21 protein-coding genes and 2 tRNA genes are annotated in these 21,363 nt (G+C 61.1%); 12 read left to right on the top strand and 11 right to left on the bottom strand.

Annotated features, from left to right (window positions below; translation table 11 throughout):
* A complete protein-coding gene (locus tag BM364_RS00280; RefSeq protein WP_092419333.1) occupies positions 1-1,515 on the top strand; it encodes a helicase HerA domain-containing protein in 1,515 nt (504 codons plus the stop codon).
* 36 nt (positions 1,516-1,551) lie between these two features.
* Here the strand turns inward: BM364_RS00280 and BM364_RS00275 are convergent, their stop codons facing one another.
* Positions 1,552-2,418 (bottom strand): aldose 1-epimerase family protein, encoded by an 867-nt coding sequence (locus tag BM364_RS00275; protein WP_092419330.1) that lies wholly within the window; start codon positions 2,416-2,418, stop codon positions 1,552-1,554.
* A gap of 127 nt (positions 2,419-2,545) precedes the next feature.
* Between BM364_RS00275 and hrpB the strand changes: the two genes are divergently transcribed.
* Positions 2,546-4,990 (top strand): ATP-dependent helicase HrpB, encoded by a 2,445-nt coding sequence (gene hrpB, locus BM364_RS00270; protein ID WP_092419327.1) that lies wholly within the window; start codon positions 2,546-2,548, stop codon positions 4,988-4,990.
* A gap of 204 nt (positions 4,991-5,194) precedes the next feature.
* Here hrpB and msrB read toward each other — a convergent pair whose 3' ends face one another.
* The gene (gene msrB, locus BM364_RS00265; RefSeq protein ID WP_092419324.1) at positions 5,195-5,596 is read right to left on the bottom strand and encodes a peptide-methionine (R)-S-oxide reductase MsrB; all 402 of its coding nucleotides are present in this window, start codon (positions 5,594-5,596) and stop codon (positions 5,195-5,197) included.
* A gap of 114 nt (positions 5,597-5,710) precedes the next feature.
* Between msrB and BM364_RS00260 the strand changes: the two genes are divergently transcribed.
* From BM364_RS00260 to BM364_RS00250, 3 genes are all read left to right on the top strand, one after another.
* Positions 5,711-6,331 (top strand): pyridoxamine 5'-phosphate oxidase family protein, encoded by a 621-nt coding sequence (locus BM364_RS00260; protein WP_092419321.1) that lies wholly within the window; start codon positions 5,711-5,713, stop codon positions 6,329-6,331.
* Positions 6,332-6,409: 78 nt separating this feature from the next.
* Entirely contained in the window at positions 6,410-8,515 is a 2,106-nt protein-coding gene (locus BM364_RS00255; RefSeq protein WP_139232438.1) for a mechanosensitive ion channel family protein, read from the top strand.
* An 88-nt stretch (positions 8,516-8,603) separates the two neighbouring features.
* Positions 8,604-8,993: a DUF2147 domain-containing protein gene (locus BM364_RS00250; RefSeq protein ID WP_175528400.1), complete on the top strand. Its 390-nt coding sequence runs from the start codon at positions 8,604-8,606 to the stop codon at positions 8,991-8,993.
* Between the two features lie 126 nt (positions 8,994-9,119).
* On the opposite strand, the gene BM364_RS00245 is transcribed toward BM364_RS00250, so the two are convergent.
* A complete protein-coding gene (locus BM364_RS00245; RefSeq protein WP_175528399.1) occupies positions 9,120-9,521 on the bottom strand; it encodes a GtrA family protein in 402 nt (133 codons plus the stop codon).
* A gap of 78 nt (positions 9,522-9,599) precedes the next feature.
* Between BM364_RS00245 and BM364_RS00240 the strand changes: the two genes are divergently transcribed.
* Both BM364_RS00240 and BM364_RS00235 read left to right on the top strand, forming a co-directional pair.
* Positions 9,600-10,571 carry a glycosyltransferase gene (locus tag BM364_RS00240; protein WP_244542723.1) on the top strand — a complete coding sequence of 324 codons (972 nt, stop codon included), beginning with the start codon at positions 9,600-9,602 and terminating at the stop codon, positions 10,569-10,571.
* On the top strand, positions 10,568-12,613 hold the full coding sequence (locus tag BM364_RS00235) for a hypothetical protein (protein ID WP_092419306.1): 2,046 nt from the start codon (positions 10,568-10,570) through the stop codon (positions 12,611-12,613). Before BM364_RS00240 ends, BM364_RS00235 begins: the two co-directional genes overlap by 4 nt.
* 267 nt (positions 12,614-12,880) lie before the next feature.
* On the opposite strand, the gene BM364_RS00230 is transcribed toward BM364_RS00235, so the two are convergent.
* Positions 12,881-13,081 (bottom strand): hypothetical protein, encoded by a 201-nt coding sequence (locus tag BM364_RS00230; protein WP_092419303.1) that lies wholly within the window; start codon positions 13,079-13,081, stop codon positions 12,881-12,883.
* Positions 13,082-13,339: 258 nt separating this feature from the next.
* Between BM364_RS00230 and BM364_RS18280 the strand changes: the two genes are divergently transcribed.
* Entirely contained in the window at positions 13,340-13,495 is a 156-nt protein-coding gene (locus BM364_RS18280) for a hypothetical protein (RefSeq protein ID WP_175528398.1), read from the top strand.
* A gap of 56 nt (positions 13,496-13,551) precedes the next feature.
* Here BM364_RS18280 and BM364_RS00225 read toward each other — a convergent pair.
* From BM364_RS00225 to cpdR, 3 genes are all read right to left on the bottom strand, one after another.
* A tRNA-Val gene (locus BM364_RS00225) sits at positions 13,552-13,626 on the bottom strand.
* Positions 13,627-13,651: 25 nt separating this feature from the next.
* A tRNA-Val gene (locus BM364_RS00220) sits at positions 13,652-13,726 on the bottom strand.
* Positions 13,727-13,830: 104 nt separating this feature from the next.
* The gene (gene cpdR, locus BM364_RS00215) at positions 13,831-14,190 is read right to left on the bottom strand and encodes a cell cycle two-component system response regulator CpdR (RefSeq protein WP_035086991.1); all 360 of its coding nucleotides are present in this window, start codon (positions 14,188-14,190) and stop codon (positions 13,831-13,833) included.
* A gap of 196 nt (positions 14,191-14,386) precedes the next feature.
* Here cpdR and BM364_RS00210 point away from each other — a divergent pair, with 196 nt between their 5' ends.
* Positions 14,387-15,283, top strand: coding sequence for an N-formylglutamate amidohydrolase (locus BM364_RS00210; RefSeq protein ID WP_244542722.1), 897 nt, complete (start codon positions 14,387-14,389; stop codon positions 15,281-15,283).
* A gap of 265 nt (positions 15,284-15,548) precedes the next feature.
* A complete protein-coding gene (gene hisN, locus BM364_RS00205; protein WP_092419297.1) occupies positions 15,549-16,346 on the top strand; it encodes a histidinol-phosphatase in 798 nt (265 codons plus the stop codon).
* Here hisN and BM364_RS00200 read toward each other — a convergent pair whose 3' ends face one another.
* The 4 genes from BM364_RS00200 to BM364_RS00185 all read right to left on the bottom strand — a co-directional run bounded on the left by BM364_RS00200 (position 16,347) and on the right by BM364_RS00185 (position 19,824).
* Positions 16,347-16,844: a TadE/TadG family type IV pilus assembly protein gene (locus BM364_RS00200; RefSeq protein ID WP_175528397.1), complete on the bottom strand. Its 498-nt coding sequence runs from the start codon at positions 16,842-16,844 to the stop codon at positions 16,347-16,349. It lies immediately after the preceding gene.
* A gap of 23 nt (positions 16,845-16,867) precedes the next feature.
* Positions 16,868-17,401 (bottom strand): TadE/TadG family type IV pilus assembly protein, encoded by a 534-nt coding sequence (locus BM364_RS00195; RefSeq protein ID WP_092419291.1) that lies wholly within the window; start codon positions 17,399-17,401, stop codon positions 16,868-16,870.
* The gene (locus BM364_RS00190) at positions 17,398-18,753 is read right to left on the bottom strand and encodes a TadE/TadG family type IV pilus assembly protein (protein ID WP_139232437.1); all 1,356 of its coding nucleotides are present in this window, start codon (positions 18,751-18,753) and stop codon (positions 17,398-17,400) included. Before BM364_RS00190 ends, BM364_RS00195 begins: the two co-directional genes overlap by 4 nt.
* A 96-nt stretch (positions 18,754-18,849) precedes the next feature.
* The gene (locus tag BM364_RS00185; RefSeq protein ID WP_092419285.1) at positions 18,850-19,824 is read right to left on the bottom strand and encodes an alpha/beta fold hydrolase; all 975 of its coding nucleotides are present in this window, start codon (positions 19,822-19,824) and stop codon (positions 18,850-18,852) included.
* 417 nt (positions 19,825-20,241) lie between these two features.
* Between BM364_RS00185 and BM364_RS00180 the strand changes: the two genes are divergently transcribed.
* Positions 20,242-20,700, top strand: a complete 459-nt coding sequence (locus BM364_RS00180; RefSeq protein ID WP_092419282.1) for an Hsp20 family protein — start codon at positions 20,242-20,244, stop codon at positions 20,698-20,700.
* A 171-nt stretch (positions 20,701-20,871) separates the two neighbouring features.
* A complete protein-coding gene (dps, locus tag BM364_RS00175) occupies positions 20,872-21,345 on the top strand; it encodes a DNA starvation/stationary phase protection protein Dps (protein ID WP_092419279.1) in 474 nt (157 codons plus the stop codon).
* Positions 21,346-21,363 lie beyond the last annotated feature (18 nt).

Here is a 21,363-nt window from a genome sequence, read left to right as displayed (position 1 = left end):
ATGCAGGTTGCGATCGACATGGGCGAGAGCCGGGGGGCCGGTGCGGCCCACATGGACCTCGAGGAATTGTTGGCCACACGACTTTTGGTGCAGGGCAATTCCGGCTCCGGCAAGTCCCACCTGCTGCGTCGCCTGCTCGAGCAATCGGCGCCCTGGGTGCAGCAATGCGTCATCGATCCCGAGGGAGACTTCGTCACCCTTGCCGATAAATTCGGTCACCTCGTGGTCGATGCGACCCGCAGCGAAGCGGAACTGACGCGCATTGCCAATCGCGTGCGCCAGCACCGCGTATCGGTGGTGGTCAATCTCGAAGGGCTCGATGCCGAGCAGCAGATGCGCGCCGCTGCCGCCTTTCTCGGCGGCATGTTCGATGCCGATCGCGACTATTGGTACCCTGTGCTCGTCGTTGTCGACGAAGCCCAACTCTTCGCCCCCGCTGCCGCCGGCGAAGTCTCCGACGAAGCGCGGAAAGTTTCGCTCGGCGCCATGACCAATCTCATGTGCCGCGGCCGCAAACGCGGCCTTGCCGGCGTCATTGCCACCCAGCGCCTGGCCAAACTCGCCAAAAACGTTGCCGCCGAAGCCAGCAATTTCCTGATGGGCCGAACGTTCCTCGATATCGACATGGCGCGTGCGGCCGATCTGCTCGGCATGGACCGGCGACAGGCCGAACAGTTCCGTGATCTGGCGCGCGGTCATTTCGTGGCTCTTGGCCCCGCCGTGTCGCGCCGGCCGCTGCCCATCGTCATTGGACCGGTGGAAACCTCGGCGCGCTCGACCAGTCCCAAGCTCACCCCCCTGCCCGAAGCCCCTGCCGATGCCGCGGACCTGATCTTCACCATGGATCCGGAGGAGCTGGCACGGCCCGTCGTGCGCCGTCCACCGCCCCCGCCGCCACCTTCGACCACGGAACTCCTGGCGCAGGTGACGCGCGCCCGCGCCGAGCGTGAAGCGGAAACACCGGTCTCGCTCTTTCCCGAAATCGACGAAGCCGAGCGCGAGGAAACGATCAAGACGGTGATGACCGAATTGATGAGCGATCCCGATGCCGGTTTCCGCAACACCGCGCAGCTCTACCAGGATTTTCTGGTGCGCTGCCGCATCCGGCGAGTTCCCGGCGAGCCCCCGCCTCTTCCCGCTTTCAAGCGCCTTCTGGCGGTCGCCCGTGTCGCGCCCGACGAAGAAACTGTGGCCTCCGATGGCTGGCAGCAAGCCATGACGCTTTCGGAAACGCTGACGGACGATGTGCAGGGCGTGTTTCTTGTTGTGGCACAGGCGGCTCTAACAGATGCACCCTGTCCCTCCGACGCCACCATCGCGCGGCTTTATGGCACCCATTCAACGAGCCGCGCACGACGGCTGCTGACCTGGTTCGAAGAGCGGGGCCTGATCGTCATCCGCACCGATTTTCGCAATCAGCGCATCGCCGCCTTCCCCGATCTCGGGGTCGAAACAGCGCCGGGCGATCCCAACGGACCCGATATGCTGGATGATCAGCGTGGGGCTGCGGAATAGCCCTATCGGACCGGAGAAAGAAGAACGTGGAGGCGGTCAACCCTTCAGTTCTGCCCTGAAACTGTAACGCGCCACCGCTCCGGGGCCCAGCAACACCGCATAGGGACGGGCCTCGAGCGCGTCCGTGCCGCCCACCTCTGCGGCCGTGCCGTGCCAGGGTTCAAGACAGATGAACCTTGCACCGGGCTTGCTCCAGAGCGCGAAGTTGGGAAGGTTTTCCCAGGTAAACCGCACCGAAGGCCCGGTTTGGCTGCCATAGGTGAGGCCCGCCCCGGCGCCCTCGGGAAAGATCATCGCATCCTGCGCGAAATCGGCATGATCGAGCCCGAGCGTGCCCGAGGCAAACGGCGAGGGCTGCGGCGCGGGATCGACGAGGCCGCCTGAAAGGCGGAAAAGATCGGGCGTTCCGCCATTGTCGAGCCGCACGGAATGCGCCTGTCCCTCCCCGCCCGGCAATGGCCAGGCAAAGGCGGGATGAAAGCCGATGCCGAAGGGCATCACCGCAGTGTCGAGATTGGTGACCTCCGCGGAGACGATCACGGCGCGCCCTTCGAGCCGGTGCTGCACATCGAGCCGGAACTGGAACGGAAACATGGCAAGTGTTGATTCCGAGGATTCGAGCCGATAGGTGCAATGCTCCCGCCACTCATCGACCAGCGTAAAGGCGCTGCGCCGGGCAAAGCCGTGCTGGCCCATCTGATAGCGCTTGTCGCCCACACTGACGACATCCATGGGCGCGCGTCCGACCATGGGAAATAGGATTGGCGAACGGCCGGTCCAATAGGTCGCGTCCCCGCTCCAGAGCCAGTTGCGCCCGTCCCGGGTCGAGAGCATCTGCATCTCGGCGCCCAGAGCCGCGACATCGACGGTCAACTCGCTATTGCTGATACGCGTGAGTTGCATGCGTCCTCCGGGCAAGCTCTTTGGGGTAAGCGGGGTCCTCTCCCCACGGGCGCAGCCTAACCAGACAGCGCCATCGCTTGAGTGAATAGCAGTGGGCGGGTAAGCACCGGGTAAAGGAATTCAAGAGATGGTTTTTCCGACCCTACCCATCGACGCTGCCCTCCCCGGCCTGCTCCATGCGCTTGCGATGGGCACAAGCGCCGTCCTTGTCGCGCAGCCAGGCGCCGGCAAGACCACGCGCGTGCCGCTGGCGCTGCTCGATGCAAGCTGGTGCAGTGATGGCAAGATCATCGTTCTTGAGCCAAGGCGCCTCGCTGCGCGCGCCGCCGCCAGGCAAATGGCGAAACTGTTGGGCGAAGAAGTCGGCCAAACCGTGGGCTATCGCGTGCGCATGGATCAGCGCATATCGGGAAAAACGCGCATCGAGGTCGTCACTGAAGGCGTTTTCACACGCATGCTGCAGGACGATCCCGAACTTGCCGGCGTTGCAGCCGTGCTCTTCGACGAGTTTCACGAGCGCAGCATGGACGCCGATCTTGGCCTCGCGCTGGCGCTCGATGCGCGGGCGCTGCGGCCCGACCTGCGCCTTCTCGTCATGTCTGCCACCATCGATGGCGCCCGCGTCGCAGCCTTGCTCGACGAGGCTCCCGTAATCGACAGCCCCGGCCGCACCTTTCCGGTGGAGACGGTTTATGCCGAACCCGACCCGCTCGACCGGCTCGAAGACCAGGTGACAAAGGCCGTGCTGCGCGCGCTGCGCGAGCATGAGGGATCGGCTCTCGTTTTCCTGGCCGGCCAAGGGGAAATCCAGCGCGTTGCCGAGCGGCTGGCCGGGAGGCTGCCTGCTGATACCGATCTTGCCCCGCTTTATGGACAACTGACCCCAGCCGAGCAAGATGCGGCCATCCAGCCCGCGCCGGCGGGCCGCCGCAAGGTCGTGCTGGCGACCTCGATTGCCGAGACCTCGCTGACCATCGAGGGCGTGCGCATCGTCGTCGATTCCGGGTTTCGTCGCGTGCCGGTCTATGAGCCGTCCACTGGCTTGACGACGCTTGCCACCACCCGCGTCTCCCGCGCCGGCGCCGATCAGCGCCGCGGCCGCGCCGGCCGCACCGCACCAGGCACTGCCATTCGCCTCTGGAACGAAGGACAAACTTCGGCTTTCGACGCTTTCGATACGCCGGAAATACTGGCGGCCGATCTATCGGGCCTCATGCTTGACCTTGCCGCATGGGGCGTCAGCGATCCCGCGGCTCTGCGATTCCTCGACCAGCCACCAGCTCCGGCCTGGGCCGAAGCACGGGCCCTGCTGCTGCGGCTTGACGCCATCGATGAGACCGGGCGCCTGACTGAAACCGGCAGGAGCCTTGCAAAACTTCCGCTCCACCCCCGCCTTGCACATATGGTGATGGCGAGCGCGCATGATGGCGATGCGGCAACCGCCGCAGAATTGGCCGTGCTGATCGGCGAGCGGGGTCTTGGAGGAGACGACATCGACCTCGGGCGCCGGCTTGAGCGCTTCCGCCTCGATCGCTCCCGGCGTGCCGAAGACGCTCGTGCCATGGCGCGGCGCTGGACCAGCCTTGCCGGCGGCAAAAGAGAGGATCGGAGAGAGCCTGGCCACCACCTGGCGCGCGCCTTTCCCGACCGGGTCGCCCAACCCGCCGGGGCGCGCGGACGTTTCCGGCTTGCCAACGGGCGGCAGGCCCAGATCGAGGAAACTCATGCTCTTGCCGCTGCGCCTTTTCTGGTCGTGGCGGACCTGACCGGCAGCGCCACACAGGGCCGCATCCGCGCCGCGACCGCACTTGATCCCGTGGATCTCGAAACTCTTTTCAGCCACCATATCATGAGCGAAACGGTGATGAGCTTCGACGCTGCGTCCGGAGCCGTCCGCGCCCGCCGCCGGCGCAGGCTCGATGCATTGCGGCTTGCGGACGAGCCATCGCCTGTCACAGATTTCGAAGAGGCCGCCGCACTCCTTGCCGAGGCTGCTCTGAAGCGACCTGAAACGTTGCAGTGGAGCAAGGATCAAAAGGCGCTGCGCGCCCGTTCGAGCTTTTTGCACCAGAGCCTAGGCGCGGATTGGCCGGACCTCTCCGATGCGGCGCTGGCAAAGGACCCGGACTGGCTTGTGCCCCACATCTTGGGCGAAACCCGGCTTTCCGCCATCAGTGCCGATCATCTGGGCCAAGCGCTCGATGCACTTCTGCCCTGGGCCAAGCGGCAGGAAATCGAGAAACTGCTGCCCAGCCACTTTTCCGCGCCTTCGGGCAGCCACCTGCCCATCGACTATGGCGCGGAAAACGGCCCGGCCTTGGAAATCCGCGTTCAGGAACTCTTCGGCCTCGACCGGCATCCGAGTATCGCCAATGGCCGCGTGCCGCTTCTTCTGGTGCTGCTCTCCCCCGCCCGCCGTCCCATTCAGACGACGCGCGACCTGCCCGGCTTCTGGCGCGGCTCGTGGAAAGATGTCGTCAAGGACCTCAAGGGCCGATATCCACGCCACCCCTGGCCTGATGATCCCATCGTCGCCGCGGCGACGAACAGGGCCAAGCCGCGGGGGACCTAGGAGCCTGGCGCAAGAAGGCCCCCTCACCCGCCGCTCCGCGTCGACCTCTCCCCTAGAGGGAGAGGTGGGCGTCTGCCAATGTCGCGGAGCGACACCTCGCCCTCTGGGGGAGAGGTCGGCCCAATGGGCCGGGTGAGGGGGCCTTGCCGACGGGATTCTGGACTCTGAAAAGAAAACCCGCAGCTCACACCGCGGGTCCCATAATCACTTCGGCTGAAAATCCAGCGCCACGCCGTTGATGCAATAGCGCAGGCCCGTCGGCGGAGGACCATCGGGGAAGACGTGGCCGAGATGGCTGCCGCAGGTGGCGCAATGGACTTCCTCGCGCACCATGCCATGGCTGCGGTCGATGGTGGTTTCAACCGAACCCGGCAGGGGATCGTTGAAGCTGGGCCAGCCGGTGCCGCTTTCGAATTTCAGAGTCGAGCCGAAAAGCGGAGTGTCGCAGCCGGCGCAGGCAAATGTGCCTTCGCGCGTTTCGTGCAGCAGCGCGCAGCTACCGGGCCGCTCGGTGCCATGCTGGCGCATGATGTAATATTGCTCAGGCGTCAGCCGTTCGCGCCACTCGGCATCGGTCCTTGTTACGGGATAGGCATGAGCATCCATGGCATCAATCCTTTGTCGCACTGTCATTGGCTCATGATATAGGTTTACTTACCCCGATGCGCCAGCGCCTGTCCGATCACGCTGCGCTGACCTTTCCCAGAGCCCGCGTCACCTATGTCCGAATTCGTCGTCTCGACCATCGAAGCGCTTGAAGCGCTCTACCTGCCCGCGCCCGCTGCAGCCTCGACCGTCAAGGTCGCTCACGCCATGACCCCGCACTATCGCCGGCTGATCGAAGCGAGCCCCTTTGCCGCCCTTGCAACGGTGGGCCCCGAAGGCATCGATTGCTCGCCGCGGGGCGACAAGCCGGGCTTTGTCCGCATCGCCGGCGACAAGACGCTGATGATGCCGGACCGGCGCGGCAATAACCGCATCGATTCGCTGCGCAATATCGTGCGCGACCCGCGCTGCGCCTTTCTGTTTCTGCTGCCCGGCTCCGGCACGACCATGCGCGTCAACGGCCGGGCGCACCTGTCCGTCGATCCCGCCCTTCTCGAAAGCTTCGCAGTAGAGGAAAAGGCGCCCCGCACGGTGATCGTGCTCGAGATCGACGAACTCTATTTCCAGTGTGCCCGCGCCATCGTGCGCTCACAACTCTGGAATCCCGAGCAGCATATCGATCCGGCAAGCCTGCCCTCGCCCGGCGAAATCCTTGCCGCAATGAGCGAAAACACTGTAGGTGGCGAACCCTATGACAAGGCCTGGCCCGAGCGCGCCAAGGCCACCATGTGGTAAGCTCAAGCATTGTCCGCTAACCTTTAGGCTGCGACACGGCTTGGCTGCGTTGCGATCGTTGTGGTCAGGTGGAACCTCTTGCCTCTTCTCAGACTTGTCGGCCTCTTGCTCCTTGCAGCCCTCGCGACACCTGGTGTCTTTGCCCAGGATGCGGCGCCCCCTGCCGCAAGCCGCAGCGAGGTGGTCGATAGTCTTATCACCGTGCTCGAAAGCGAGAGCCTGCGCCAGCAATTGCTCGAGCAATTGCGCGCCCTCCCACCCGCATCCGCTGCCGAACAATCGGCCCTTCCGGGCAGTGCAGAAGAAACGCCCCCCGATGTGCAGCCCACCGAGCCGGGGCTTGTGGATGCCTTGTCGCTCTGGTCGGACGAGGTGCTCACCAGCCTGCCGACCACGACATTCGGCATGCGCATCGACCAGAAAGCGCAGCAGGCGGGCGCCCAGATAGCCAACCGCATCGAAGCAGGGCTCGATAGTGGCCGCTTGCTGGGTTTTGCCGTCTGGGCCGGCCCGTTCCTTCTTTTGCTCGTTCTCGGCAGTGTCCTCGTGCGCCGCGTAGGCCGACAGCTCGTGGCCCCGGTTCGTCCCGTGCGCAAGCGTCGCCTTGCCTTCGGGCTCGTGCTTCGCATTCTCGCGCATATCGCCCTTTTCATCCTTGTGGTGGCCCTTGTCGGAACCATCGCACCCGACGAGGCCGCCGCATCGATTTTCATTACTCTTGCCGTGGGGCTGATCCTGGCGCTGCTGACCACCGACTTCGTGATCTCAGGCCTTTCCTCCCTCGCTGCCTGGCGCGGCCGGCGCATCGTCTGGTATTGCCAGATCCGCTTCTATCCCTGGCTGCTCAGCGTCTTGCTGGCGGCGGTTTTTGCAGCGCTCGGCCGCGACCCCAGCCTGCGTCGTACCATCGGCTGGTCCGCCGCCGATCTTGCCGGCTTCGTGCTGAACCTGACTGCAGCCATTCTGGTCCTCGTCTTTGTTTATCGCCATAAGCGGGCGATCGGCCGGCTGATTTTCGGCCCCCGAGCCCGGGCCGCCGCTTCGGCCAACCCGTTTCATATTGCCATGATCAGGCTGTCGCGGCACTGGCACCTGCTTGCCTACGGTTTTCTCGTTCTTAGCATCGTAAGCATCTTCGCCGGACAACGCGACAATGACATCTTGACGCTGATGCTGTGGTCCTTTGGTGTGGTCTTGATCGCGCTGGTGCTGATTTCCGTCCTCAACCGTTTCTTTGCGCCGCGTCAGCACAGCTTTCGCGACAGCCAGCTGGCCGTGCGTCAGGTCATCACCAACGGGGTCTTCCGGGTCTTGCGCATCCTCTGCGACACGGTGATCAGCATTGCCGCGCTTTGCGTCATCGCCTGGATCTGGGGCTTCAACATCTGGCATTGGGCCATTACGGAGGGGCGTCCCATCACCGGGCCGCTCATGGCCGCAGGCGCCTGCATCGCCCTCGCCTGGCTGATCTGGGTAGCCCTTGACGCCTGGATCGCGAGCGTACTAACGCCACGCGACGGGCTTGGCTGGTCGCGCCGGCGCTCGAGCCGCGTACAGACCCTGCTGCCGCTCTTGCGCAATGGCGTCATGATCGTGCTGATCGTACTCGCCGCCATCGCGGTCCTCGCCAATATCGGGGTCGATGTAACGCCCCTGATCGCGGGCGCAGGCGTTTTCGGGCTCGCGCTCAGCTTCGGCTCCCAGCAACTGGTGCAGGATGTGATCACCGGCATCTTTATTCTTGCCGAAGACACGATCGCCATCGGCGATACGGTCAGCACCGGCGATCGCAGCGGGGTGGTGGAAAGCATTTCCCTGCGCACCATTCGCCTGCGCGATGCCGACGGAGCGCTTCATTCCATCCCTTTCTCAACCGTCAAGGCGCTCAAGAACAGCTCGCGCAATTTCGGCGTGCTGCGCCCGCGCTACACGGTGCCTGCCGCGGTTGATCCCGACATCTTCATGACGGAGATGCGCGAAACAGCCGCTACCCTGCGCACAGATACCCGTTTTGCCGGGGCGATCCTGAGCGAACTCACAGATCTTGGCATAGACGAGATCAATACCGGCGCCGTGGTCGTCAGCGGCGCCCTGCGCACGAGCCCGCCCCGGCAAACCGAGATCGCCCGAGCCTTCAACGGCCTGCTGCTGCACAAGCTGGGCGAGAAGGGGATTTCCCTCTAACTGCTGTAGCCTAATAAGGAAGGAGTGTTCACCGCACGTTCAGCCGCCTTCGAACAAGTTGGCCTGACACGAGAGAATGGAGGCCGCCATGCGCTGCTGGACACGGATCGCCTTGGGATTGACGATAACGGCGGCAAGTCTTGCGCCTGCCCTCGCCTCTCCTGCCGGCGTGTGGGAACTCGACACCCGGGACACCCGCTTCACGCTCGAAATGTGCGGCGACGGCACCCAGCTATGCGGAATGCTGACCTGGCTTTCCGACGCCAACTACAACGCTCAATATGAGCCCTATCTCAATCGCCCTATGGCGGACCGCATGACCCAGGATGCCCCTAACCGCTGGAAAGGCGCCATGCGCCTCATGGGCCATCGCCTCAGCGGCACCATCACCCAAAATAGCCCAAACCACCTAACCCTCTCCGGCTGCGCCTTCCTCGTGGTCTGCAAGACCTATCAGATGTACCGGATGGAAAAGTAGGGTGGCATCGCTCCTGCGGGCTCGATCATTATTCTGCTAGGCCACGTTAGGCGGGGCCGGAAGCTGCCGGACGCGCAACGAATGCTCATGAGCAGGAACACACACGCAAGCCTCCGAGCGATAACCTCAAGACGAGAATGCCACGTAACTTGCCATAACAAGATTGGTCAGCATGCCGGCCAAGCTGCCGACCGCAGTTGCGATGAGCAACTGCCAGTCTCCGGCCGGAACAAGCGCCAAGGCAAGTCCATAACCGATCCAGTTTGTGAACCCACCGGGTACCATGGCAACCATGTAGCGGAAAAACTCGACGTGCAAATCTTCTGATGCGGCTCTATCTGCGAAAGCCAGTCTGCGGTTGATCAACCAGGTAACCAGAACCGCGCAGCACCACGAGAGACCACGTCCGAAAATCGGGCCGAGCAAATCCACACTCATATAGAGAACTGACGCATCGACAATGAAACCGACAGCGCCCGCAAAAGCGAAAGGAAGAATGCGGCTAAGCGCCCGATAGTGCATCGACATCTGCCTCAGAGGGATTGCCGCCAGAGGACGCATCCTCTAATCCCGTTTCTGTTGTTTGTCATCAACAGGAAGTGTTTTGTGACGCACGTCTCTGTCGCCCATTCGCAATTGCCCGTCACTGAATACGCCTTTCGCGTAGCCGTGCTCTTGCCATGCTACAACGAAGCTGTAGCCATTGCCGATGTCATCAAAGATTTCAGGGACGTACTGCCTGCTGCCGACATCTATGTCTATGACAACAACTCGACAGACCAGACTGCCGAAATCGCGCGGAACTCCGGGGCGATCGTGCGCAGCGAGCGGAATCAGGGCAAAGGCAACGTGCTTAGGCGCATGTTTGCAGATATCGATGCTGACATCTACGTCTTGGCCGACGGCGATGGCACCTATGATGCTGCCTCAGCTCCGCGCCTCATTCATCGTCTAATCGAAGACCAGCTGGATTTTGTTAACGGAAGCCGGGTGAGCCAAGCTGAACTCGCCTATCGTCCCGGCCATCGGTTTGGCAATGTTCTTCTGACCGGACTAGTCCAACTGTTCTTTGGCCGGCAATTCCAAGATATCTTGTCTGGCTACAAGATCCTCACGCGGCGTTTTGCCAAGTCCTTTCCTGCTGTGTCGCGCGGTTTCGAAACCGAGACCGAACTGGCCGTACATGCTCTAGAGTTGCGCATGCCATGTGCCGAAGTCGAAACGGTTTACCGTGAACGCCCTCCCAACTCTGTAAGCAAGCTGCGCACATTCCGCGACGGCTTCCGAATTTTGACCATGATCGCTCTGCTGGTCAAAATGGAAAGGCCGCTGCAGTTCTTTGGGCTGCTTGGATTGGCACTGGTCCTCATCGGCACCGGTCTCGGCCTGCCGGTTGTCCTTGAATATCTCGAGACAGGGCTCGTGCCGCGCCTGCCAACAACCTTGCTGAGCATCGGCCTCATGCTGACGGGGGTCATATCCTTCTTCAGCGGCCTCATCCTGGACATGCTTACGCAAACGCGTCGCGAGATCAAAAGGCTGATCTACCTTGGCATCCCTGCCCTGAGCGCCCGATGAATCGCGAACCTATCTCTGCGCAACAGCCTCCTGGCATCCGGAGAGCCGATCTCCTTATTGCTTGCGTGTTCTGGCTCCTGGCAGCTGCAGGGCTAACTCTTTTCACCTGGCTGCGCGGTCAGGACATCAACTATGATCTGATGAACTATCATTGGTTCACAGTAGGCGCAGCGCTCGAGGCCGATCCCTTTCGCCACATCGCAGGCCTGCAGCAGTTCCTCAATCCCTACCTTTATCTGCCGCATCACCTTCTCCACTCCTGGCTTTCCCCCCTTCGGGCAGCCGCGGTCATCACGTGGATCCAGGCGCTTAATCTGCCTCTTATTTACCTGATCGGCTGCGTCGTGCTTCGTGAGGTGGCAATCGCCCCGTGGGTCAAGCGCCTGCTATCGTTGCTCGCCGGGCTAGTCGCTGCTGCCGGCCCGATGTTTCTGACGGAAACCGGAACATCTTTTGCCGACAGCCTGGCCTCTATACCAACCCTTGGTGGAGTGCTGCTCCTGCTTCTGGCAATCGGTGGCAAGCGAAGCTCTCCCGTTTTCGCTTTGATTGGTACGGCGGGATTTCTCTTCGGTATCTCGGTTGGCCTTAAGCTAACCAGCGCCTGTTTCGCCCTTGGAGCCGTGGCATCGCTCTTCGCCTTGCCCTCATGGAAATTCCGGCTCCGATCTTGGCTCGTGCTTGCATTCGGGGGGCTGGCCGGCGGTTTGCTGACAAACGGCTATTGGACCTTTCGCCTTTGGTCCGAATTCCGCAGCCCCATTTTCCCCTTCTACAATCGCATCTTCCAATCGCCCTACTTTCCCACCGAAAATGAGGTCGACCGCCGTTTCCTTCCGGAAAATCTTTTCGATGCCCTGACCTACCCTTTCCAATGGACAGTAGGGCTGCATCCATCGTCAGAGTTGCCGTTTCGCGACATCCGGTTCGCTATCCTAAGTGTCCTGTTGATCTTAACGATCATAGCTATTGTGGGCCAGTGGCGGTCGCACCGTTCTAGGGGAGGCGAGAACAAGGACTCCAAGGCTGTTCACCTCGGCCTCTTGCTCTTCTGCCTTTCAGGCTATGCGCTTTGGCTCTCGTTATTCGGCATCCAGCGCTATCTGACTCCCATCGAGCTTCTGGCTGGCCCCGCCATGCTGTCCATGCTCTCTCTCATGTCGTTGAAAACTCGTGCAATGACAGTAACAGCGGGCATCTTGATGCTCGCCACCATAGCGTCCACAAGGCCAAGTGATTTCGGTCACTCCAATTGGATGCCTGAAGTCGCGGAAACCCAGCTACCTGCTGATATCCTCGAGAGTAATGGGATATTTCTGCTCCTGGGCGATCCTATGACCTATATCATTCCCGATTTCGGGCCTGAAACGCAGTTCATCAACATCGGCATGGTTCCCGATCCGAGCAATGCCATGGGCGATAGAGTGCGGAAAATCCTGGCCCAGAGCGCAGCCCCAGTCTACTCCATCCAGGGCGACGCGATGTCCAGTCGCACTCTGGACTTCCTAAATGGCTTCGGCTTGCGTCAGGATGGTATTGACTGCCACCACTTTCAAACGCTCATTGGAGCTCGGGCCGTCGGCCTCGGTTTATGCGATGTCAGCATGAACCCCCGGGCAGAAAATACCACCGCCCCCACCTACCCCCTCGGTCGGGACATTCGTTTTGGTGGCGCTGAACGCAACGCCGTCTTCTTCGAAACCTCCGGATGGGGGGAAGAGACTCCGGACGGACGCGCATGGGACCCAAACGCTGATACTTTGCGGCTGCAATTTGAAATAGCAGAAGAGATTCCGCCGAACATGGAGGCGATCTTGACCTTCAGCGACGCAACAGACCTTTGTTCCATATCGGTGAAACTGAATGGCGCACCCATCCGCGCCATCGGAGATCCAACTCAATGCACAGGAGCACAGTTACGCCTCGATATAGCTGGGTCTCACATCCCCGCAAACGGCAGTTTCGACCTTCAGTTGCAGAACACGGCACAGGATCAACCTCAGCGCATCGTGGAGAGTTTTAGGCTCTCACCGCAGGGTTGACCGTATTTCGTCGAGTGCTCTGCGCGCGAATTGAGAGTTCCTCGCCTATCGCAAACTTAAGCGAATAAGAGCCGGACGGACGAGCTTCAAACAACAGAGGCTTCAACAACCACAGAAAACGGCGTACGCCCAGCATCGTAGGGTGTTAGCGCGCGTCCCCATCTCCGCTACATCCGAAAGCTGCTCGCCTTAACAAAAGGTCCGCCGAGGCGGACCCTTCATTGTTCCGAGGTGGGTACTCGGATTATTTGGGCTGAGCCAGGCCGATTACTGCACGAGTGCAGCGCCTGTGGCGGCGCCGCCGACGCCACCTACGATCGCGCCGGGCGTGCCAGCTACCGCACCACCGACAACAGCGCCGGCGCCGGCGCCGACGGCTGCGCCCGTCACGGTGCGCTGGGTGGTTGTGCAGGCAGTCAGGGACAGTGCGCTGATGACGACAAGAGCAACAGGAGCAAACTTTTTCATGGGTTCATCCTCCGGGACATGAATGCTGGATGAACAAGCTGCGGCTCAAGCCAGTTCCAAACAAATATGGGATCTTGCTCTGGCTTGTCCGTTTGGGGCCACTGGCAGGCAACTCGCCTGCGCCCATCCCGCCCTTTTTGAGGCCCTTCTCAAGGCACCGGAAAGGTGAAACTAACCAAACTTGCGTCGAGTCTCCACTTCTCCATGAAACCTGCATGCGCCAGCTTCGTTGACAAGACAGCAGGATAGGAGGCTTGGATGCTGACGCGAGCACAACGTAAAAAGCGGGCGACGATGTTCAAGGCAGGCGCTTTTGCAGCGCTGGCAGCGGTCGTGTTTCTGCCCAAGATGGACAGTTTCGAGCTGCCCTCGCTCGGCTTCCCCCTGATTTCGACGGTGAACGCTGCCGAATGATGCCGAGCCGCAAGGCGAGGCAATCGCCTCAGAACCAGATGCGTGCATTAAGGGGATGGTGGGAGTAACAAGGATTGAACTTGTGACCCTTCGCGTGTGAAGCGAATGCTCTCCCGCTGAGCTATACTCCCATCGCCAGAAGCGAAAGTGAAGAGATGGTGGGCGTGACAAGGATCGAACTTGTGACCCCTACGATGTCAACGTAGTGCTCTCCCGCTGAGCTACACGCCCATCTCTCCGGGCCGGTTCAGCGTTTGCTGTTCCGGTGGCGCGGATAGACCACAAAAGGACCGGGGTGGTCAAGGGGTCAATCTGCAACCTGTGGATAGTTCTTGTCAGGCGGCCAGAAGACGCTCCACTTCGGACACGAGGTCCTTGAGGTGAAAGGGTTTGGAGAGCACCGATGCATCCTTGGGCGCGTCGCTATCGGGATTGAGCGCAACAGCGGCAAAGCCGGTGATGAACATCACCTTGAGGTCTGGATCGAGCTCGGTGGCGCGGCGCGCCAGTTCGATTCCATCCATCTCGGGCATGACGATATCGCTCAGAAGCAGCGAAAACGGCTCTTCACGCAGGCGCTCATAGGCTGAAAGGCCATTGTCGAACGACACCACTTCATAGCCGGCATTCTTGAGTGCCCGCGTCAGAAACTGGCGCATGTCGTTATCGTCTTCGGCGAGCAGGATTCGCTTCATCAAAAACCTCTTTTCGGCCAGGCCCGGGGTGAGTCGCTCTTGAGGCGATGTTTAGTCCAGTTTTCACTACAAGCAACCGGTCAGGCTCCAGCGCCACGTGTTTTTGCTCCGGTCTGGACAAGTTCGTTTCGCCGCGCGACACTTGAGTGACAGCAAATCACTCTATCCGCGCGTCAAGCGCGGCCCGGGAGGCAACGTGCGATCCGACTATTGGGATCAACCGGCATTCGAGACGATCCGGCCCCGCCGCATCGTTGCGCCCATCGTGTTCAATTCGCCCCATTCAGGCCGGAACTACCCCGTCCGCTTCCTGGCCATGACCCGGCTCGATCATCTCTCGATCCGCCAGTCAGAAGATGCTTTTGTGGATGAGTTGTTCGGACGCGCGCCGCACCTGGGGGCGCCACTTCTGCGGGCGCATTTCCCCAGGGCCTATCTCGATGTCAATCGCGAGCCCTGGGAACTCGATCCCACCATGTTTATCGAGCCACTCTCGGACCGTTTCAACACCACTTCGCCGCGCGTTGCTGCAGGTCTTGGCACGCTGGCGCGCGTGGTTGCGGAAAACAAGCCGATCTATCGCGATCGCCTGACACTGGACGACGCGCGCATGCGGATCGAGGGCATCTATCACCCCTACCACGCCGCTCTGCAGAACCTTCTTACGGAAGCGGCGTCCAGTTTCGGTGTCGCCATTCTGGTTGATTGCCATTCCATGCCCCGGCTCGGACGCAATGGCGAGCGCGCCACGCCAGATATCGTGCTCGGTGATCGCTATGGCACGACCTGTGCACCGGTTCTGATCGACCTCGTTGAAACGGCCTTTACCGCAGCCGGGCTCAAGGTGGCACGCAATCGTCCCTATGCCGGCGGATTTTGCACCCGCGCCTATGGGCGGCCTCAGCATGGTACGCATGCTATCCAGATCGAGATCAGCCGCCATCTTTACATGAGCGAGACAACGCTTGAGAAAAACGCGGGTTTCGAGCCGCTGCGGCGTATGGTGGAAGGGCTGATCCAGTCCTTGCTCGGCCTCGACCTCGTGCAGCTTGCCGCCCCGGGCTTCGTGCCGCAACAGGCGGCTGCCGAATAGCCCGGACAAACAAGGGCCGTCCCGAAGGACGGCCCAGTCAAGGGAGGAACGATGCGCTTCCGGCCGAGGCGGAGTGGCTGCCTTCAGGCACGGACGCACACCATGCCCTAGTGGCATGCGCTCTTTCCTTTCCACCTGCAAGCCAGGCCGCGTGCTTCGACGCACTTGGGGCGGCCTTGTTGCAAAAATGGATCATTTCTGACATCTGCACGCCAAACGGGCACGCACCGTCCGGCTTCGCAATTGCACCTCCAAAGGACGCCTCATGCCCGATCTTCTCGACACGCTTGATTTCGCCCGCATCGAAGCCACGCTTCTGGCAGCGGCCGATGCCGCTGCGGCAATGACCCTGCCGCTGTTTCGCACCGCGTTGAGCATCGACAACAAGCTTGAAGCCGGCTTCGATCCTGTGACCGAGGCGGACCGCGGCGCTGAAAACGCCATTCGCGAGATCATCGCCAGCGCCTTTCCCGATCACGCCATCATCGGCGAGGAATGGGGCACGGCAGGCGAGAGCCGTCTGTCCTGGATCATCGATCCGGTGGACGGCACAAGGGCCTTTATTTCGGGCGCGCCGGTCTGGGGCACGCTGATCGGCTTTGCAGTGGATGGCGTAGCCATAGCCGGGATCATGAGCCAACCGTTTATCGGCGAAAACTTCATCGCTCTTCCCGGTCATTCGAGCTATCGGCGTGCGGGCGTGGAAAAGCCCAACCGGGCAAGCGGCCATGCCAGCCTCGACGGCGCGCGGGTTTTCACCACCACGCCAAAACTCTTCGACACGCCCGATCTTGCAGCCAAATGGCGAGAGATCGAAGCCGCGACGCGCCTGCAGCGCTTCGGCATGGATTGTTATGGCTATGCTCTGCTTGCCGCAGGCCATGCCGATCTCGTCATCGAGCCCTATCTCAACACCTATGACATCGCTGCGCTTGTGCCGATCATCCGCGAAGCGGGTGGCGCCATTGCCTGCTGGGATGGGTCCGAACCCACCGGCGGTGGCAATGTGGTCGCCGCGGCCAGCCACGAATTGCTGGAAGAGGCACTCGCTCTGATCGCCTGATCAGCGTTGAAAGGGAATGAACGGGAGAAAGCGGGGGCGGTGCGCAGCTTCCGCGTTGAACGTCATGTCCGAAATGCCAAAGCCGGCGACCATCGCCGGATGCGGCACGAAGCTTTCGATCAAGAGCACGGAATCCCCGTCGGCAATCTGGGGAAGGCGTTCGGACACGGGCGGCACGTTGGGCACGTTGTTCCCTACGCGTTCCCACCAAGCCCGCTGCAGCGTGCCATTGAGCATGCGGAAACTGCTGATGCGCAGTCCGCCATCATGCGCGGTAGGTACGGTATTGCGCATCAGAACCAGCATGTCATTGAGCCGCCCGGGAGTGAGCGGCTCGCGCTCGCGCGCCAGCATGTCGCCGATGGTAAATGTCGCCTTCTCGACGCTTTGGGCAGTGCGGAACATGTCGAAAGCGGTGATCGAGCCCAAAAGCACGATCAGCAGCACCGGCAGGAGCATGGCGAACTCGACCGCCGCCGCCCCGGATTGATCACGCAACCATTTCCGACCGGCGGACCCCATCATGCCGGCTCGTTGGCAAAGGCGGATTTGGAGACGAGCCGCACCGCTCCGCTCTCATCCTTCGTCAGCGCCATGGCAAGCCCGAGCCCCGGCGTGATCGGCGACACCACGAAGCAGGCCCGAACGAACATGATGTCGGCTCGTGCCCCGGCACTGAAGCGCAGCACGGGCGCAATCGGGTTGCTGCGATTGACGCAGCGCACGGCATCGGTGGGATAGCTGGCAGCGTTCTGGATCGGAATGAGTTCAAGCGCCAGCGCCCGGTTGCAATCGGCAAGGATCATGGCCCGCTCGCACACACGCAGCCGCATCGCTTCTTGGGTGGGATTTTCGAAACTGCCGACCCGCAACTCGCGCACTGTCATGTCGAGCGCCCGATCGAGCATGATCGATTGCAGCATGATCCAACCGGCCTCGAGGGTGGAAAAAATCAGCGCCAGCAGAAGCGGGACGACCATGGCAAATTCCACCGCCGCCGCCCCGCGCGTATCACGCCGCAAAACCCGCGTAAGCCGGCGAAGGGACAGGGTCATTGGGTCAGCTTTAGGCTGTTGATATTGCTTGCGATAGCTCTGAAAGCCGAAGCGATATCTAGTCCGCGCACATCATAATAGTGAGCCGATGATGTTGCACAGTTGCGCAAGTCATTTTTCATGGCCAGTTGACTGGTGTTGCTGTCGCTGAGCTGGAAGCCGATCGTGAAGATGACGACACCACGCCGCTTGGCCTCTGCGCAGACGGTGTTCATCATCTGCTTAGTCTCTCCAGAACCGAGATTTCTTTTCCAAATCGGATCGTAGAAGTATTTCCAGTTGTTGTGGGTTCGGACGTCAGCGTTTGGGTTCTTGGCGGTATATTGCTCAGTAATGGCACCGTCGGTCATGAGAACCATCACCTTCAGAGTGCCGTCTGTCAGAAAATCGGCCGGACGATCGTAGAACTCTGAGTTGATGTAGCCTTTAGCAATGGCATCGCGCACTCTTGGTCTCATGGCAGGATCAAGAAAGCGCAGCCCCCAAACCATGGCAATGGCTGTGCCTGTCCCATCATGCATCCGCATACCTGCGATTTTAGAGGTCAGAGCATTTGCATTATTCGACATCAAAGTGATGGATGTCTCTTCTGAAGGGCACCATCCGGGGTTCATGTTGGCAGGAAGCACTGGCTTGTCAGTGGAGCTGTTCCATCGCGTAAAATGTGGCGCTTGTTGCCGGTCGGCCAAGCGGAAGTTCGCCAGGTAGAAGTCAGTTTGTATCAACTCTACGCAGGAAGAGTTTTGGTGGAGCCGTATTCCGCCCCAATCATTGAAGTAAGCTCTCCCCAATGACACTTGCCCAGCATAGGGCACCATGTTTACCGTGGTGAAGTCTCGAGTCTCAGGCGTAACCATGGTTCTGATGAAGTCCGTAGCCGCCGTCTTAAGCGCCGGAAACTTGCCGTTGTCATTCATGGATCCGGAGATGTCGAGCATCAGCGACAGCTCGATATTGCTTTGTTGCTCCAAAGCCGTCGCCGTCGCCACGATGGGCAGCGTCTCGATACCGATTAAAGGCAAGAAGCTTGTCGGCATGTTGTAGCGTCCGGTGATCGTCACCTTGCGCTGATTGAGCGAGATCGCGGTGTCGAAATCGAGATCAACTCCGCCAATGAAATCGACGGTTTTGAGGTACTGCTCGGCGGTTTCTCTGACATCTTCCCGCTGCGTCAGCGAGGCCGAGGCCAGAACGGCGCGGTCGACGCCATCCTGAAGCTGCGCGCGGAACATTTCGTAGCGGGCGATATCGGTTGCACCACCCGCCAGCACCAACATGGGCAGGATGAGAAAGGCCACGATAATCGCGACATTGCCTTGCTGATCCTGCAGCAATCGCTTGAAAGTGTGCACGATGTCCCCCGGGATCCTTCTGGATCTAGGAGAACCCCTAAGGGAAAGGCCTTACGAAAAGCTTAGGCCCTTGCCCGCATGCTTAAAAGTGATCGCTCAGCGCGTCTGATCAGTGATGAAAGCGTCGAAAGCAGCAAAGGCCTGTCCGCGTACCGCGTCGGATTCCATGAAGATCTCATGCTTGGCCCCCGCGATCACCACATGCCGCCCATTGCGCAGGCGCAGGCCCAGTTGCTCGATGGCTGGGGTGGACACGATGGTGTCGCGCGCCGCCGCCAGCACCAGAAGCGGAATCTGCAGGCGGGCTGAAAACTCCTCCTTGCCCGCCTCGCCCATGGCGCGCGTGGCGGCAGCCAGCCAGCGGAAGCTGGGCGAGCCGATATAAAGCCCATCGTCGGCGCGGATCGTTTCAACCATGCGCGTATAGCGCAGGAGGTCCGATGTCAGTGGATTATCAAGGAAACCGCCCTCGTGCGGGCGCCGATCGCCGCGCCGTTTGAACGGCACCGGACCAAGCCCGATAAAGCTCAGCGCTTCGGCGAGCCCGCCCATGAGGGGAAGACTGTCTTCCATCCCATGAAGGCTCACCATGGGCGCAGACAGGAACATGCGATCAAACATCATCCTGTCACGCGTCGCTGCAACGAGGCTGGCCAACCCACCCATGGAGTGACCCACGAGATAGAATGGTGGCGGACAATCGGGCAGCAGGATCTCGGCATGGAAACACCGCAGATCCGTCCAATAATCCTCGAAGCGGTCGACATAGCCCGTCGTGCCGTTGCCCACCAACCTGTCCGAACCGCCTTGCCCCCGCCAGTCGAAGGTGGCAACGGCAAAGCCGCGCGCCCGGAAGTCGCTGATCGTCTCGAAATATTTCTCGATATATTCGGTTCGCCCCTGCACGAGGCACACCGTGCCCCGATGTGGCCCGGCGGACTTGGGCCAGATGGCATAGCGCAGGCGCACCCGGTCGGAGGTGGTGAAGTAGCCGAGCCGCACCCCTTCGGGCACCGGATTGGACGGGATCACGGCCAGCTTGGGACCATTGGGTTCGACCTGTGCGGTCACGGCGCGCCTCCATCAGCATTTGGGCGCAAGGTAAGCGCAGCAGGTAAACAAAGAAAAGCCAGCATTCCGGGCTGAGGAATGCTGGCTTCTTTTCAACGCAGCTCCGTGCGGGGGGCGGATGACGGAGCCGCAGTGCGAGACCTTCCGGTCTCACCTTCCCTTTCTAGTCCCATGCGCCTGAACACCGGTGCACCATGCCATTCATTTTCGGTTCACATGCCTGGCCGAGCCGCCTTCCGGCGCCACGCTCCAAACTGTAAAAAAGCCTCTTGAACCCCCAAAATCTCTTCCTAGATATTACTCGTCCGCCGGTTATCCGGGGACGCCGGCCCTGCCGGTAGGTTGCTCGCCACATTTGGGAGCGCCACGGAAGGCACCGGTCGATCCAACCACGTTGCTCAATCGGAGAATGTGCAAATGCAGACCTATGATTTTTCCCCCTTCTATCGCTCCACTGTCGGTTTTGACCGCCTGTTCAACCGCCTCGATGCCCTGGGCACGCAGGAAACCAAGTCCTACCCTCCTTATAACATCGAGCGCACCGGCGACGATGCCTACCGCATCTCCATCGCCGTAGCCGGTTTCACCAATGGCGACATTGCCATCGAAACCAAGGAGAACAGCCTCGTGGTCAAGGGCGCCAAGCCCGCGGAAACGGGCGAAACCAAGCGCGAATTCCTCCATCGCGGCATTGCTGAACGCGCTTTCGAGCTGCGCTTCCAGCTGGCCGATTATGTCGAGGTCCAGGGCGCCACGCTCGAGAACGGTCTTCTCCATCTCGAACTCAAGCGCGAGCTGCCCGAAAGCAAGAAGCCGCGCACCATTGCCATCAATGGCGGCACCACGGCCACCATCGAGGATCAATCGGTCAACTAAGGCTCTGTCCGCAAGGACGTTTGGGCGCGGTCCGCAAGGGCCGCGCTTTTTGTTTGCTGGCTGTCGGCATCGCGGCACGCTCACGGGCTGAAGAGGGAACGAGTCGCACCGTCTCTGGATTAACTCGAGACGAAGCACCTCGCCTTGATCCACTTCCCTCAGGACGCCACGATGAACACGCCCTCGATCACCCTCAAGTCCAACGCCAAAGCTGCCGTTATCGATGTGCTCAATGCGCGCCTTGCCGATGCCATCGACCTTGCCCTGATCACCAAGCAGGCGCACTGGAACCTCAAGGGCCCCAATTTCATCGCCGTCCATGAGATGCTCGACCCCATGCGGGCGCAGTTGGACGACCATGTCGATATCATTGCCGAACGCGTTGCCCAGCTCGACGGCATTGCCTTGGGCACCAGCCAGGTCCTGGCCAAGGCCAGCACGCTTGCAGCCTATCCCACCGACATTCGCAAAGTAAGCGATCACCTCGCAGCCCTTGCCGACCGTTATGCTGCCCTGGCCAATCAGGTGCGCGAGGATATCGATACGACCGACGAAGCCGGCGATGCCGATACTGCCGACATCCTGACCGCCTTTTCACGCGATCTCGACAAGAACCTGTGGTTCATCAAATCGCACCTAGAATAGGATTTACCTCTGCTTAAC

Source organism: Devosia crocina (assembly GCF_900116545.1).
GTDB lineage: Bacteria > Pseudomonadota > Alphaproteobacteria > Rhizobiales > Devosiaceae > Devosia > Devosia crocina.
Note: the sequence above shows the minus strand (reverse complement) of the source record. Positions and strands in the feature narration are given on the sequence as shown.

Coding starts and splice junctions, on each gene's coding strand:
- cpdR (WP_035086991.1), bottom strand. CDS start 14,190: ATGAAGCGAATCCTGCTCGCCGAAGACGATAACGACATGCGCCAGTTT.
- BM364_RS00195 (WP_092419291.1), bottom strand. CDS start 17,401: ATGACCCTGTCCCTTCGCCGGCTTACGCGGGTTTTGCGGCGTGATACG.
- BM364_RS00275 (WP_092419330.1), bottom strand. CDS start 2,418: ATGCAACTCACGCGTATCAGCAATAGCGAGTTGACCGTCGATGTCGCG.
- BM364_RS00245 (WP_175528399.1), bottom strand. CDS start 9,521: ATGTCGATGCACTATCGGGCGCTTAGCCGCATTCTTCCTTTCGCTTTT.
- msrB (WP_092419324.1), bottom strand. CDS start 5,596: ATGGATGCTCATGCCTATCCCGTAACAAGGACCGATGCCGAGTGGCGC.
- BM364_RS18280 (WP_175528398.1), top strand. CDS start 13,340: ATGCTGACGCGAGCACAACGTAAAAAGCGGGCGACGATGTTCAAGGCA.
- hisN (WP_092419297.1), top strand. CDS start 15,549: ATGCCCGATCTTCTCGACACGCTTGATTTCGCCCGCATCGAAGCCACG.
- BM364_RS00230 (WP_092419303.1), bottom strand. CDS start 13,081: ATGAAAAAGTTTGCTCCTGTTGCTCTTGTCGTCATCAGCGCACTGTCC.
- BM364_RS00280 (WP_092419333.1), top strand. CDS start 1: ATGCAGGTTGCGATCGACATGGGCGAGAGCCGGGGGGCCGGTGCGGCC.
- BM364_RS00250 (WP_175528400.1), top strand. CDS start 8,604: ATGCGCTGCTGGACACGGATCGCCTTGGGATTGACGATAACGGCGGCA.
- hrpB (WP_092419327.1), top strand. CDS start 2,546: ATGGTTTTTCCGACCCTACCCATCGACGCTGCCCTCCCCGGCCTGCTC.
- BM364_RS00180 (WP_092419282.1), top strand. CDS start 20,242: ATGCAGACCTATGATTTTTCCCCCTTCTATCGCTCCACTGTCGGTTTT.
- BM364_RS00235 (WP_092419306.1), top strand. CDS start 10,568: ATGAATCGCGAACCTATCTCTGCGCAACAGCCTCCTGGCATCCGGAGA.
- dps (WP_092419279.1), top strand. CDS start 20,872: ATGAACACGCCCTCGATCACCCTCAAGTCCAACGCCAAAGCTGCCGTT.
- BM364_RS00260 (WP_092419321.1), top strand. CDS start 5,711: ATGTCCGAATTCGTCGTCTCGACCATCGAAGCGCTTGAAGCGCTCTAC.